The organism is Phenylobacterium conjunctum, from assembly GCF_042679085.1.
In the GTDB taxonomy this organism is placed as follows: Bacteria; Pseudomonadota; Alphaproteobacteria; order Caulobacterales; family Caulobacteraceae; genus Phenylobacterium; species Phenylobacterium conjunctum.
Genome location: NZ_JBHTLQ010000029.1, coordinates 37,222 through 49,630, shown reverse-complemented (window position 1 = coordinate 49,630; position 12,409 = coordinate 37,222). Strand labels below are relative to the sequence as shown.

Here is a 12,409-nt window from a genome sequence, read left to right as displayed (position 1 = left end):
CTCCGGCGCGCCGTCGGGCAAGGGCAGGGCCGCGCCGCCGCCCAGGCCCCAGGCCAGCCGGCCCTGGTCATCCACGCTGACCAGCCGCTCGGCCCAGGCCCTGGCCGTGCGCACGAACTGGCGCGGCGCCAGGCAGTCCAGCAATTCGTTGGCGACCAGCAGCAGCGGCGCGCCCGCCGGGACTTCAGCCAGGCTCGCGGCCCAGTGAATCGGCTGGCCGGCCAGGCGCTCAGCCTGCCGGGCGCGCAGAGGCTCGGACACCTCCACCAGCCAGATGTCGGCGGCGGTTAGGATATCCGGCGCGACCCGGGCCGCGCGCAGGATGTCGCTCATCAGGGTTCCGTCGCCGGGGCCCATCTCCACCAGCCGGAAGGGCGCGGGCCGGCCCAGGTCGATCCAGGTCTGGACCAGCCACAGGCCGATCAGCTCCCCGAACATCTGGCTGACCAGGGGCGCGGTGATGAAGTCGCCGTCCTCGCCCAGAGCCGGGCGGGTGGCGTAGTAGCCGTCCTGCGGGTCGTGCAGGCAGGCGGTCATGAACTGGGCGACGGTGAGCGGGCCGTTCGCCCGGATCTGGGCGATCAGCCGGTCAGCCAGCGCCATCGGACCGGATCTTGAACGGATCTTCCGCCTCGACCGCCGCCGTCTCGGTCTCTGGTTCGAGGTCGGGCAGGGGCTCCTTCAGGCCACGCCAGATCAGCCAGGCGCCGAAGGCCAGCATGGGCAGGCTCAGGATCATCCCCATGGTCAGGCCGAGGGGGAAGTTGGGCATGCCCACGTCCGGCTCGCGGACGTTCTCCAGAAGGGCGCGGATCAGGCCGTAGCCGGCGAAGTACATCCCCGCCACCACGCCGCGGCGGTTCAAGAGCTTGGCCCCATGGGTCGCCCAGCGCAGGACCAGGAACAGGACGATCCCCTCCAGCGCCGCCTCATAGAGCTGGCTGGGATGGCGCGGCATCACGCCGTCGGCGGCGGGGAAGATGATCCCCCAGGGCAGGGCGGTCGGCCGGCCCCACAGCTCGCCATTGATGAAGTTCGCCACCCGGCCGAAGAACAGGCCAATGGGCACCACGGCGCAGATCAGGTCGCCCAGGCGCAGCAGGTCGATGGGCACCTTGTTTCTCTGGCTGCGCACGAACAGCAGGGTCGCGATCAGCACGCCCAGGGTGCCGCCGTGATAGCTCATGCCCCCGTGCCAGGTCCGGAAGATCTCCACCGGGTCGGACAGGATCGAGTCCGGATTGGACAGCATCGTATAGAACAGCACATGGCCCAGGCGGCCGCCGACAATGACGCCCAGGGTGATCCACAGGATCAGGTCGTCGATCTGTTCCGAGCTCGCGATAGGCCCGCGCAGCCGCCAGAGATTTTCGTTTCGGGCCAGGCTCTGAACGTAGCGCCAGCCCAGCAGGATGCCGGCGATATAGGCCAGGGCGTACCAGCGGATGGCGAAGGGGCCGATCTGAACCAGGATGGGATCGAAGTCCGGAAAGGGCAAAGGGCGTCCTCCTGGGCGATATTCCGGTGCATATCCATGAGCGGTTTAGACCGGAAGGTCTTCGCATTCACCCCCTGAAGGGCCATATAGGGGGGTATGCAGACCCAGAACCCCTTCCTCGATGAGATGGCCAAGCTCACCAGCGCCGCGATGGGCCTCGCCCAGACGGCCGGCGAGGAGGCCAAGGCCGCCTTCCGCGCCCAGGCTGACCGCCTGGCCGCCGAGATGGACCTGGTCCGGCGCGATGAGTTCGAGGCGATGAAGGCCGAGATCGCCGCCCTGCGCGCGGAGCTCGCCGAGCTGAAGGGCTCCAAGAAGGCGCCGACCAAGAAGGCGTGACATCGCGCCTCAGGACCAAATTGACGATTTCGGCTCGCGCGGCGGAAGAAGCCTGTGACAGGCCGTCATCGAACCGGACTAACTTCAAGGTCGCAGGGCGATTCGCGGGGCCCATGGCTCCGCCGCCGCCGCGAAAGGACCGTAGGTCTCATGGATATGCCTCAGGCTGACGAAGACGCCCTTCTCGCCCACGATCCGCTGGACGTGGTGGAGCACGTGCTTCAAGCCGAGAACCTGCAGTTCGACCGGACCGAGGACGGCGATCTCGCCTTCGCCCTGTCCGGGGACTGGAAGGACTACGAGCTCTGGTTCGCCTGGCGCCCGGAAGCCGATTGCCTGCAACTGTGCCTGTCCATGGACCTGCACGTGAAGCCGGAGCAGAAGGCCGCCGCCTACGAGCTGATCTCGATCATCAACCAGCGCGTCTGGCTGGGCCACTACGAGGTCTGGGAAGACGGCGAGATCATCTTCCGCCACGCCATGGCCCTGATGGCGGGCGAGCGTCCCAGCCTGGCCCAGGCCGCGGCGATGATCGACGTGGCGATGGAGTCGGCCGACCGCTTCTATCCGGCCTTCGACTTCATGGCCCGCGGCGGCAAGACCCCGCACGAAGCCATCGCCGCCTGCATGTTCGACACGGTCGGCGAGGCCTGAACCAACACCGCTCATCCCGGCGAAAGCCGGGATCCCGGTCCTACGGTTTGGACCCGACCGGACTTGCGCCTATTGCGGCGGAGCCCGCGCTTCGGCATCTGGGTCCCGGCGTTCGCCGGGATGAGCGGGTAGTTCGAGGAAATCACACATGACGCCGATCCTGATGTTGGGCGCAGGACGCATGGGCGGCGCGCTTGTCGAAGGCTGGCGCCGCGCGGGCGCCTTCGCCGCGGCCGAGCTGATCCTGCGCGATCCCTATCCCACCGACACCGCCCGCGCGGTGGAAGCTGACGGCGCGCGGCTGAACCCGCCCGACGCGGCTCTGGCGGAGGCCAAGACCGTGATCCTGGCGGTAAAGCCGCAGATCTGGCGCGAGACGGCGGCCGAGGTCGCGCACCTGCTGGCGCCGGACGCCCTGATCGTCTCGGTCTGCGCGGGCGTGCGGGCCGATGACATCGGCCAGGCTTTCGGGGGACGGCGCGTGGCGCGGGTGATGCCGACCACCGCCGTGGCCATCAACCAGGGCACTATCAGCCTCTTCGCGGCGGACGCTGAGGGGCGCGCCCGGGCGCATGCCCTGTTCGAGCCGGTCGGCGCGGTGGTCGACCTGGACGACGAGGACCTGCTGCACGCCGCCACCGGCGTCTCCGGTTCGGCCCCGGCCTATTTCTACGCCTTTGTGGAGGCCCTGGAGGCCGGCGGCGTCGCCGCCGGCCTGCCGCCGGAAGCGGCCAGGACGCTCGCCCGCGCCACTATGACCGGCGCCGCCGCCCTGCTGGCCGCCAGCGGTGAGGAGCCCGCCGACCTGCGCCGCCAGGTGACCTCGCCCAATGGCACGACGGAGGCCGCGCTCAAGGTGCTGATGGCCGATGACGGGCTGGGCCCCTTGCTGTCCAAGGCGGTGATCGCTGCGACCAGGCGCTCGAAGGAACTGGGCGGCTAGAGCTCTTTCCTGAAATAGACCACCCGCTCGGTCTCCTCGAAGCCCAGCGCCTCATGCATCTGGTGGCTGGTCAGGTTCTCCAGCAGGGCGTCGGAGCCCAGCTCGGTCAGGCCTTGGTCGCGGGCCCAGGCTTCCACCGCGGCGACCAGGGCGCCGGCGCAGCCCCGGCGGCGGCAGTCCGGCGTGACATAAATGGCTTCCAGGAAGGCGACCGGGCTGGTGTCGCAGCCGTTCACATAGTCTGATCGCCGGGCCACCTCGGCGAAGCCAACCAGCTCGCCGTCCTCGAGCGCGACGAACACGCCGTAATCCGGGCTGTGGATCAGGGCTTCGAGCTGTTCCCGGTGGAGCTCAAGCTCATCGTCCGGGAACATGGTGTATCTTAGCGCGGTCAGGGCGCTGAGGTCGTAGGGCGCCGCCGGGCGGGTCGCGATCCCGCCCACCTCAGTTCGCGCGCTTCCAGGTCTGGGCCTGGCAGATCACCGAGATGCAGCCCTCGACCTTCAAGGTGCCGTCCGGGTTGGGGCTGAGCTTGGAGGCGTAGGTCTTGCCGGTCTGCGGATCATAGATCTTGCCGTCCACCCACTTGCCCTGGGTCGCCTGGCGGAAGTCCTTGATCAGGGTCAGGCCGACCACCGGCCGGTCGCGCAGCTTGGGATCGGGATTGGCCTCGTCCTTCTGGGGCTGACCCTTGGCGTCCAGGGGCTTCTTCAACCAGACAATGGTGCCGCACAGCTTGTCGCCGCAAGGGGCGATGCGGACCTTGCCAGAGCCTGTCGAGGTCATCCAGTCGCCCATCACGGGGTCGGCGGCCTGGGCTGCGCCGGCGGCGAACAGGGTGGCGATAAGGGCGGCGGGGGCGAGGGCTTTCACGGCGGTCACTCCTTAGGGGCGCGTCGTCTATCGCGGCGGCTTGTGGTGGAATCTAGGCGCGGCGGCTTAGCCGGGCAAGCGGACCACGGCGCGCAGGCCGCCCAGGGGGGAGCGGGCCAGGGTGACGTCCCCGCCGTGGCCGCGGGCGACGTCGCGCGCGATGGCCAGGCCCAGGCCGACGCCCTTCTCGTTCTGGTTCCGGCTCTCGTCCAGCCGGTTGAAGGCCTTGAAGGCCTCTTCATAGCGGGCCTCGGGAATGCCGGGGCCGTCGTCGTCGACCACGATCTCCACCCCGCCGGTGGGCCGGGCGCTGGCCGAGACCTCGATCCGCTCGCCATGCACGGCGGCGTTCATGATCAGGTTGGACAGGGCCCGCTTCAGCGCATTGGGCCGCACCGCGCAGGTCAGCTCGGCGTCCACCGCCACCTGGACCTCGGCCCCGGCGCGCAGGGCGCCCTCGCTCACCTCGTCGATCAGGGCCTTCAGGCTGATGGTCTCGACAGCCTCGCCGCCCTCGCCGCGGGCGAAGGCGAGATACTCGTCGATCATGTGCTCCATCTCGGACAGGTCGCGCTTCATCTCCGCCGTGCGGCTGGTGGGCTCGGCCAGGGCCAGCTCCAGCTTCAGGCGGGTGAGGGGGGTGCGCAGGTCATGGCTGACCGAGGCCAGGAGCGCGGTGCGCTGGTCGATATGGCGCTGGATGCGCGACTTCATGGCCAGGAAGGCGTGGGCGGCCTGGCGAACCTCCCGCGCCCCGTGAGGCTTGAAGGCCGGAGCATCCACCCCCAGGCCGAAGGCCTCCGCCGCCGAGGCCAGGCGCTCAATGGCCCGCACCTGGTTGCGGATGAACAGGATGGAGATGGCCGTCAGGATCAGGGTGGCGATGGTCATCCACAGGACGAAGATATGGCCTTGGGTGGCGATGGCCCGTTCGCGCGGCGCCAGCACCCGCAGCACGCCCTGGGGCGTCTGGACCCGGATGTCGACATAGGCCGGGTAGCGGGTGGTGTCGAACCAGAAGGGGGCGTCCAGGCGGGCGGCCAGGGCCTTCTCCATCGACCGGTCGACCACGGCGAAGAGGGCCGGGCGGCGGCCCACCGGCAGGGTGCGCCCCGGCTGCAGGGCGATAGACAGGCTCATGGAGCGCTCAGCCCGATTGGTCAGCTTGGCCAGGGCCTGGGGCGAGGGATCGTCCATATAGCTCTCGACCGCCCAGGCGACGTCGCCCGCCAGGCCATCGGACAGGCGGCTGGTCACCGCCTGCCAGTGGGCGTCGAAGAACACCCAGGTGACCGCCACCTGCATCAGGGCGACGGGCAGGATGATGATCAGCAGCGAGCGACCGAACAGGGTCGTCGGCATGCTGCGCTTGATCAGCCGGCGCATGACAGGCGTGGAGGGGATGCGCAGCCGCATCAGTCGGGCGCCAGCATGTAGCCCACCCCGCGCACGGTCTGCAGGTATCGGGGCGCCTTGGGATCGGTCTCGATCTTTCGACGCAGGCGGGTGACCTGGACGTCCACGGCCCGGCCGGAGGGATCCACCGTCTCCTTGGCCAGCTCCAGCCGATCAACGGGCTCGTGCGGACAGCGGGACAGACGGCGCAGCAGGGCGATCTCGGCCTCGGTCAGGCGCACGGCCGCGCCTTCACAGGTCAGCTCCCCGCGATCCGGATCGAACTGGCAGCGTCCCAGGTTGATCGCCGCGCTCTGGGCCTGGACCGGGCGCGCCTGCGCCCGGCGCAGGATCGCCTCGATGCGCAGCACCAACTCCTCGGGCTCGAAGGGCTTGGCCAGGTAGTCGTCGGCGCCCAGCCTCAGGCCCTCAATGCGGTCCTCGGCCAGGCCGCGGGCGGTGAGCATCAGAACCGGCGTGCGGCCCGCCGCGCCCTTGCGGTCGCGCAGCCAGCGGGTCAGGGAAAACCCGTCCTCGCCCGGCATCATCACGTCGAAGACGGCGAGGTCGAAGTCCAGGGTCTCCATCAGGGTCCTGGCCGCCGCGCCGCCCGCGGCCGCCGACACCCGGAAGCCCCGGCGGCTGAGGTACTCCTTCAGGAGCTCGCGGATACGGTCGTCGTCGTCCACGACCAGCAGGTGGCGTTCGCCCTGAAACGTCTCCGCCATCGCCATCAGCCGGCTCCTCCGTTCACGCCCCGCCCGGCGGCCAGGGCCGCCAGGATCCGCCGGGCTCCGCCGACGCCATCCAGTCCGCCCGTGCGATAGGCCCGGGCCAGCTGGCCGCGCAAGCGTTCCGCGATGCGGGCCTCAAAGGCCTGGCCGGCCTCGGTCAGCCGCGCGGCGCGCCGGCGGCCATCCTCCTCGCCCTGGACCTTTTCTGCCAGCCCCTTGGCCTCCAGTTCGCCGATCACCTTGCTGGCGGCCTGTTTGGACAGGCTGGTCAGGCGGGCGAGCTCCTGCACGCCCAGCCCTGGTCTGCGCTTCATCAGGAAGCAGGCGCGCCAGTGCGATCGCCCCAGGCCCGGCCCCTCCGCCTCAAGCCCGGCGTCGACCCCCGCCCACAGGGCCGCCTCGGCCAGCATCAGGGCTTCCAGCCCGGCGTCCAGCTCCTCGTCGCGCAGCACCAGTCGCGGGTCAGTCGGCGCCGTCATGTCGGGGTTCCATTTTGTTTGACGCCGTGGTCGCGGGGGGATGTAAGGAAGCGGCCTTGATTGGAGGAATCTACCCCATGTCTCTCGTTCCCTTCGACGATCGCGATGGTTGGATCTGGCTGGACGGCCAGTTCGTCGCCTGGCGCGAGGCGAAGGTGCACGTATTGACCCATGGCCTGCACTACGCCTCGGCGGTGTTCGAGGGCGAGCGCATGTACGGGGGCGAGATCTACAAGCTGACGGAGCATACGGAGCGGCTGTTCAAGTCGGCGGAGATCCTCGACTTCGAAATCCCGTTCACGGTGGCCGAGATCGACCAGGCCTGCAAGGACACCTGCGCCAAGAACGGCCTGACCGACGCCTATGTGCGCCCCATCGCCTGGCGCGGCTCGGAGATGATCGGGGTCTCGGCCCAGATGACCAAGATCCACGTGGCCATCGCGGTGTGGGACTGGCCGAGCTATTTCAGCCCGGAAGAGAAGGCCAAGGGCATCCGCATGTGCTGGGCCAAGTACAAGCGCCCGTCGCCGGAGACCGAGCCGGTCCACGCCAAGGCCACCGGCCTCTACATGATCTGCACCATCTCCAAGCACGCCGCGGAGAAGGCCGGCTACACCGACGCCATGATGCTCGACTATCGCGGCTATGTGGCCGAGAGCACCGGCTCCAACGTGTTCTTCGTCAAGGACGGCGTCCTGCATACGCCGACGCCCGACTGTTTCCTGAATGGCATCACCCGCCAGTCGGTGATTGCTCTGGCCAAGTCCAAGGGCATCGAGGTGATCGAGCGCCACATCAAGCCGGAGGAGCTGAGCGGCTTCACCGAATGCTTTGTGGTCGGCACCGCCGCCGAGGTCACGCCGGTGTCCCAGATCGGGGAGTACAGCTTCACCCCGGCCGCCTTGTCGCTGGGCCTGATGGACGACTACGCCAAGATGGTGCGTCGGGAGCTCGTGGGGGCTTAAGTCTCCGCCGGCGTCAGATCGCCGAGATCTTGGCTTCCAGCTCCGCGACCCGGCGGCGGGTGAACTCCAGGTCCTTGCCGTAACGGGCCGCGTTGGCGGCGGCCAGGTGCTGGGCCACGCCCAGGCTTTCCTTGTACAGGTCCAGGGCCCGCATCCGGTGGCCGCGATCCTCGCGGGCGTCGGCCAGCCGCTCCAGCACCAGGGACAGCCGCCGCTTGGCGCTCAGATTGGTCGGGTCTCCCGCGGCCAGGTCGCGGCGCAGGGCCAGGCATTCCTCATAGGCGTGGACGGCCGCCTCAAGGCGCTGCTCGTCATAGGCGACGTCGCCGACATTGATCAGGGCGTCGGCCAGGGCGGCGCGGTCGCCCAGCTTGCGGGCGTAGGTCAGGGCGTCGTCATAGGCCTCGGCGGCGTCCTCGAAGTGGCCCTGGCCGCGGGCGAAGTCGCCGCGATCCTGGGCGGCCAGCATGTGTTCGCGATCCGTGGCCGCCAAAGACGAAAGCCGCCGAACGAGCTCGGCGGCTTGGGGCCAGTGCTCGGCCCGGGTCTCTGCATGGAGCGCGCGCCGGGCCTCGGCGAACGCCCCGACCGCATCTGGCGGGGCGTGGCCCTGTGGAGGTGTCGGCGGCGCCGGCGGCGGGACCGCGGGCGCATGCGCGGCGTGGGGACTGTCGTGGGACGAGGTCGGCGCCGGCGCCGGGGCGGGCGCGCTGAAGTCGACGACGATGGGCTGTTCGCCCTTGCTGCGCTTGCCGCCGCCGGGGCCGCCCGGACCCTTGGGCAGCAGGGCGGCGATGAAGATGACCAGGCCCAGGCCCATGGCCGCATAGGCTAGAACATGGCCCTGGGGCGCGAAGGGGCCGAGCGGGATCGGGGGGATGCGCCCCTCCAGCCCGCCCGGATTCAGGATGGCGTAGCCGGCGGCGCCCAGCGCCAGACCCAGCAGCATTCCGAAAATCCGACCCAGCATGCGCTTCCCCTCACCGACCGCCCCCGCTTCATGGCGACCATGAGCGGGAGGGTCCGCAAGCGCCGCCGGGGGCGTCGAGGCGACGCAACCGAGAGGGGAGCGGGATCGGCTCAGCCGCGCGCTTCTTGGGCGAAGCGCGCGGCGGGCGCCTTTAAATTAGCCAGGTGTTGGGGCGCGGATAGGCGACGCCCTGGGCCAGGTAGTAGGCGCCCAGGATGCAGCGGACCAGGAACCAGACGCTGAGCAGGCCCAGGATCACCCCGCCCAGGATGGCGAAGGGGATGCCCACCAGAACCAGGGACAGGGGCACGCCGAACAGCAGCAGCACACCGCCGATCAGCGCCCAGCCGATCCCCATCCAGAAGGTGTTGATCAGGAACCGGTAGTGGCTGGCCATGCGCGGTCCCGCCGACGCCCGGTTCGCCGACGCCAGGATCAGGCCGATGATGGCGGTCAGGCCATTGCTGAAGGCCAGGATATAGAGGGCGTAGGCGATGGCGGGCAGGGTGCGGTCCTCGGAGGCCGCGGCGGGCTCGACGAGGGTGTGATCGCTCATGGTGACTTCAGCTCCAGATGCGCCAGGATTGTGCGCCTGAAGAGAAATGTGGGCCCGTTTTGGTCGCGCGCCACTTTAATTCGCGTTCATGTGGTGCGCGGCCGCCCCAGCCAAGGCAGCACGGCCCCCGCCAGGATGGTCACGAACAGCAGGCGTGACGCCAGGGCCACGCCCAGGGCGAAGTCTCCCGCCAGGGCGGCGAAGACCAGCAGGGCCGCGGCGCCGCCGCCCATCAGGGCCATGATCCAGATGACCGGCTCGGCGCGGCCGGGCGCGCCGGCGCGCTGGCGGGCGGCGGGTGCGGCGTGGACGCAGGCTTCCGCCAGGGCCTCGGCGAAGGGGGCGTAGGTGTCGGTGGCGTCCAGGGGCTTGAGCCCGCCGCCATAGGTGCGGGCCGGGATGACCAGGCGACGCAGGCCAAAGCCGAGGGCCGCGCCCTGCGGGGTGATCTTCAGCGACTTCAACTCGGCCAGGGCCAGCCGGCGCACATGGGCGCCGCGGGTCTCGACGATGGCGCCGTCCTCCAGCGTCCAGACCGTCTCGGCCTGGAGCGGCGAGAGGCGGGCCGCGTGCCTCACCCCCGCACCACCGTGATCTCGACCCCGGCCGCGGCGGCGTGAGGGGCGAGCGCCAGGGGCTTTTCCACCCGCACCCGGGCGCGCATGACGCGGGAGTCCTCAAGGCAGGCGCGGGCCAGGCGTTCGGCGAAGGCCTCCACCAGGCCGATATGGCCCTCGGCGACGATGGCCCGGGCGGCCTCGCCGACCATCTCGTAGTTCACCGTATCGGCCAACCGCTCGATCCCGGCGGCGGGGACGTCGAGTTCGACATCGACGATCAGCGGCTGCGCGCGGCCCTTTTCGTGGGCGTAGACGCCGATCTCGGCCTCGACCTTCAGGCCGGTGACGAAGATCTTGGTCATGACGATGCGGCCGGCGGCGCCGGGCTGGTCGGTGGGTTGGGCAGGCGTCTCCTGGGGCAGGGCCAAGGCGGGGAGTCCTTGTGAGGTCAGCTGAGGTGTTGGCCGGCGTCGACCGCGAGCATCTGGCCGGTCACCGAAGGGGCGTCAATGAAGTAGGCCAGGGCCTGGCCGATCTCGGCCGGGTCGACCACCCGGGCCAGGGGCGTTGAAGCCGCCTCGGCGGCGAAGTCCTCGGGCGTCTGGTGGATCGACTGCAGCACCGGCCCCGGCGAGATGGCGTTCACCCGGATATTGGGGGCGAGCGCGCGGGCCAGCATCCGGGTCGCGTCCCACAGGGCGGACTTGGACAGGGAATAGCTGAAGAACTCCGGCCGGGGATCGAGCACCCGCTGGTCCAGGAGGTTGACGATCAGGCCGTGGCGGTCGGCCGGCAGGCGCCGGGCGAAGGCCTGGGCCAGCACCAGGGGCGCCCGCAGGTTGGTCTCCAGGTGGGTGTCCCAGGAGTGCCGGTTGTGGGTGGAGAAGCTGTCTTCCTCGAACACAGAGGCGGAGTTGACCAACAGGGTCACAGGGCCGAGCTCGCCCTCGACATCGCCGACCAGGGGCGAGATTTCCGGCTCGCGGCGCAGGTCGCAGGCGTGGATGGAGACCTTGCGGCCCAGGCTGCGGACCTCGGCGGCGGCGCGCTCGGCGTCGTCATCGACGGCGCGGCAGTGGATGGCGACATCAAAGCCGGCCTGGGCGCAGACACGCGCCAGCACACGCCCGATGCGGCGCGACCCGCCGGTCACCAGCGCCGCGCCGCGGCTGGTCACGGGGTGAGGTCCTGGCCGGACTTAGTCCAGGCTGCCGAATTCCCAGACGTTCAGGATGGCCAGCACGGCGAAGAACGGGATGATGATGAACAGCGGGCTCATGGAAATCTCCGGGCAAGACCTGTCCGGGCTTTAGCGGCCCGACTCCTTTGGAGCAAGCGGGCTTGTGGACGCGGCGCAGCAAAGGTCAGGGTGGGGCAAAACTAGACCCGCGAGGAAACCCCATGCCGCTCAGCCCCATCCCGCCGGAGGCCTTTACCAAGATCGCGGTCGGCATCGACCGGCCCGAGGACGTGGTGGTGAGCCGGGATGGCCGCATCTTCGCCTCCGATCACCAATGCGCGGTGGCGGAGATCTTCGCGGACGGGTCGTTCAAGCGCCTGGGTCCCAAGGGCGGCGCGCCCAACGGCATCAACCTGGACGCCCAGGGCCGGGTGCTGATCGCCAATTTCGGCATCTATGACCGCGAGGAGGGGCCGCTGCAGCGGTTCGATCCCGCGACGGGGAAGCATGAAACCCTGGTCGCCGAGGTGGGCGGCCGGCGGCTGACCAGCGCCAACTATCCGGTGGTGGACCGGGCCGGAAACATCTGGTGCGCCAACTCCACCCACGCCGAGACCTGGCCCCAGGCGCTCGACGGCCGCACCGATGGCTTCATCTTCGTCCTGCGGCCCGACGGATCCTGCGAGATCGTCGCCGAGGGGCTGAAGTTCCCGAACGGCCTGGCCCTCTCGGCGGATGACGGCTTCCTGTTCTGCGCCCAGACCTCGGGCGCCGACGTGCTGCGCTTCCCGATCCTGGCGGGCGGCAGGCTGGGCAAGGGCGAGCGCTACGGGCCGCAGCTGGGCGCCCTGCAGGTTCCGGGCGAGCCCGCGCCGGCCCACGACACCCTGGGCTATACCGACGGGGTGGGCATGGACGCCGAGGGCAACCTCTGGGTCTGCCTGCCGGGCGCAGACAAGGTGGTGGCCATCACGCCCTCGCTGGAGGTGGTGACGGTGATCCACGACCCCACCGGACAGATCGTCAACCACCCGACCAACGTCACCTGGGGCGGGCCGGACCTCCGGGATCTCTATATCGGCTCGATCCGGGCGGATTATGTGCTCAAGACCCGTAGCCCGACGCCAGGGCAACCCCATATCCATCAGCGAGATTGAGCTTGCGCCGGATTGGGGCTTCCCCACTTATCGGCGATCACTAAAATGCTTGTTTGAAACCCGGCCGGGCCGAACCCTGCCGGCGTGCGCAACGAACCCACGGGAG

17 protein-coding genes are annotated in these 12,409 nt (G+C 69.8%); 5 read left to right on the top strand and 12 right to left on the bottom strand.

Annotated features, from left to right (window positions below):
- On the bottom strand, positions 1-603 hold a 603-nt coding region (locus ACFQ27_RS13325), incomplete at its 3' end, for an SAM-dependent methyltransferase (RefSeq protein ID WP_377353913.1).
- Positions 590-1,498, bottom strand: a complete 909-nt coding sequence (gene lgt / locus ACFQ27_RS13320; RefSeq protein ID WP_377353912.1) for a prolipoprotein diacylglyceryl transferase — start codon at positions 1,496-1,498, stop codon at positions 590-592. The genes ACFQ27_RS13325 and lgt, both read right to left, overlap by 14 nt.
- A 96-nt stretch (positions 1,499-1,594) precedes the next feature.
- On the opposite strand from lgt, the gene ACFQ27_RS13315 reads away from it, so the two are divergent.
- The 3 genes from ACFQ27_RS13315 to proC all read left to right on the top strand — a co-directional run bounded on the left by ACFQ27_RS13315 (position 1,595) and on the right by proC (position 3,434).
- Positions 1,595-1,837, top strand: a complete 243-nt coding sequence (locus tag ACFQ27_RS13315) for an accessory factor UbiK family protein (RefSeq protein ID WP_374342569.1) — start codon at positions 1,595-1,597, stop codon at positions 1,835-1,837.
- Between the two features lie 150 nt (positions 1,838-1,987).
- Complete coding sequence (locus tag ACFQ27_RS13310; protein ID WP_374342567.1) at positions 1,988-2,491, top strand: type III secretion system chaperone family protein; 504 nt, start codon at positions 1,988-1,990, stop codon at positions 2,489-2,491.
- Positions 2,492-2,639: 148 nt separating this feature from the next.
- Positions 2,640-3,434: a pyrroline-5-carboxylate reductase gene (gene proC / locus ACFQ27_RS13305; protein WP_374342565.1), complete on the top strand. Its 795-nt coding sequence runs from the start codon at positions 2,640-2,642 to the stop codon at positions 3,432-3,434.
- Here proC and aac(6') read toward each other — a convergent pair.
- From aac(6') to ACFQ27_RS13280, 5 genes are all read right to left on the bottom strand, one after another.
- A complete protein-coding gene (gene aac(6') / locus ACFQ27_RS13300; protein WP_377353911.1) occupies positions 3,431-3,877 on the bottom strand; it encodes an aminoglycoside 6'-N-acetyltransferase in 447 nt (148 codons plus the stop codon). The genes proC and aac(6') overlap by 4 nt on opposite strands.
- A gap of 1 nt (position 3,878) precedes the next feature.
- The gene (locus tag ACFQ27_RS13295; RefSeq protein WP_374342561.1) at positions 3,879-4,307 is read right to left on the bottom strand and encodes a DUF2147 domain-containing protein; all 429 of its coding nucleotides are present in this window, start codon (positions 4,305-4,307) and stop codon (positions 3,879-3,881) included.
- A gap of 66 nt (positions 4,308-4,373) precedes the next feature.
- Positions 4,374-5,723, bottom strand: a complete 1,350-nt coding sequence (locus ACFQ27_RS13290; RefSeq protein WP_374342559.1) for an ATP-binding protein — start codon at positions 5,721-5,723, stop codon at positions 4,374-4,376.
- Positions 5,723-6,436, bottom strand: coding sequence for a response regulator (locus ACFQ27_RS13285; RefSeq protein ID WP_374342557.1), 714 nt, complete (start codon positions 6,434-6,436; stop codon positions 5,723-5,725). The genes ACFQ27_RS13290 and ACFQ27_RS13285 overlap by 1 nt, the downstream gene beginning before the upstream one ends.
- Positions 6,436-6,915 carry a MarR family winged helix-turn-helix transcriptional regulator gene (locus ACFQ27_RS13280; protein WP_374342555.1) on the bottom strand — a complete coding sequence of 160 codons (480 nt, stop codon included), beginning with the start codon at positions 6,913-6,915 and terminating at the stop codon, positions 6,436-6,438. Before ACFQ27_RS13280 ends, ACFQ27_RS13285 begins: the two co-directional genes overlap by 1 nt.
- Before the next feature lie 77 nt (positions 6,916-6,992).
- Here ACFQ27_RS13280 and ACFQ27_RS13275 point away from each other — a divergent pair, with 77 nt between their 5' ends.
- Positions 6,993-7,880, top strand: coding sequence for a branched-chain amino acid aminotransferase (locus tag ACFQ27_RS13275; protein ID WP_374342553.1), 888 nt, complete (start codon positions 6,993-6,995; stop codon positions 7,878-7,880).
- Between the two features lie 13 nt (positions 7,881-7,893).
- Here ACFQ27_RS13275 and ACFQ27_RS13270 read toward each other — a convergent pair whose 3' ends face one another.
- The 5 genes from ACFQ27_RS13270 to ACFQ27_RS13250 form a co-directional block, all read right to left on the bottom strand.
- The gene (locus tag ACFQ27_RS13270) at positions 7,894-8,850 is read right to left on the bottom strand and encodes a tetratricopeptide repeat protein (protein WP_374342551.1); all 957 of its coding nucleotides are present in this window, start codon (positions 8,848-8,850) and stop codon (positions 7,894-7,896) included.
- Positions 8,851-9,001: 151 nt separating this feature from the next.
- Positions 9,002-9,406 (bottom strand): DUF4870 family protein, encoded by a 405-nt coding sequence (locus tag ACFQ27_RS13265; RefSeq protein ID WP_374342549.1) that lies wholly within the window; start codon positions 9,404-9,406, stop codon positions 9,002-9,004.
- Positions 9,407-9,492: 86 nt separating this feature from the next.
- Positions 9,493-9,984, bottom strand: coding sequence for a hypothetical protein (locus tag ACFQ27_RS13260; protein ID WP_374342547.1), 492 nt, complete (start codon positions 9,982-9,984; stop codon positions 9,493-9,495).
- Positions 9,981-10,328 (bottom strand): dihydroneopterin aldolase, encoded by a 348-nt coding sequence (gene folB / locus ACFQ27_RS13255; RefSeq protein ID WP_374344506.1) that lies wholly within the window; start codon positions 10,326-10,328, stop codon positions 9,981-9,983. The genes ACFQ27_RS13260 and folB overlap by 4 nt, the downstream gene beginning before the upstream one ends.
- Positions 10,329-10,414: 86 nt before the next feature.
- Positions 10,415-11,143: an SDR family oxidoreductase gene (locus ACFQ27_RS13250; RefSeq protein ID WP_377353910.1), complete on the bottom strand. Its 729-nt coding sequence runs from the start codon at positions 11,141-11,143 to the stop codon at positions 10,415-10,417.
- A gap of 224 nt (positions 11,144-11,367) precedes the next feature.
- On the opposite strand from ACFQ27_RS13250, the gene ACFQ27_RS13245 reads away from it, so the two are divergent.
- Positions 11,368-12,303 carry an SMP-30/gluconolactonase/LRE family protein gene (locus ACFQ27_RS13245; RefSeq protein WP_377353909.1) on the top strand — a complete coding sequence of 312 codons (936 nt, stop codon included), beginning with the start codon at positions 11,368-11,370 and terminating at the stop codon, positions 12,301-12,303.
- The last annotated feature ends 106 nt before the right edge of the window (positions 12,304-12,409 follow it).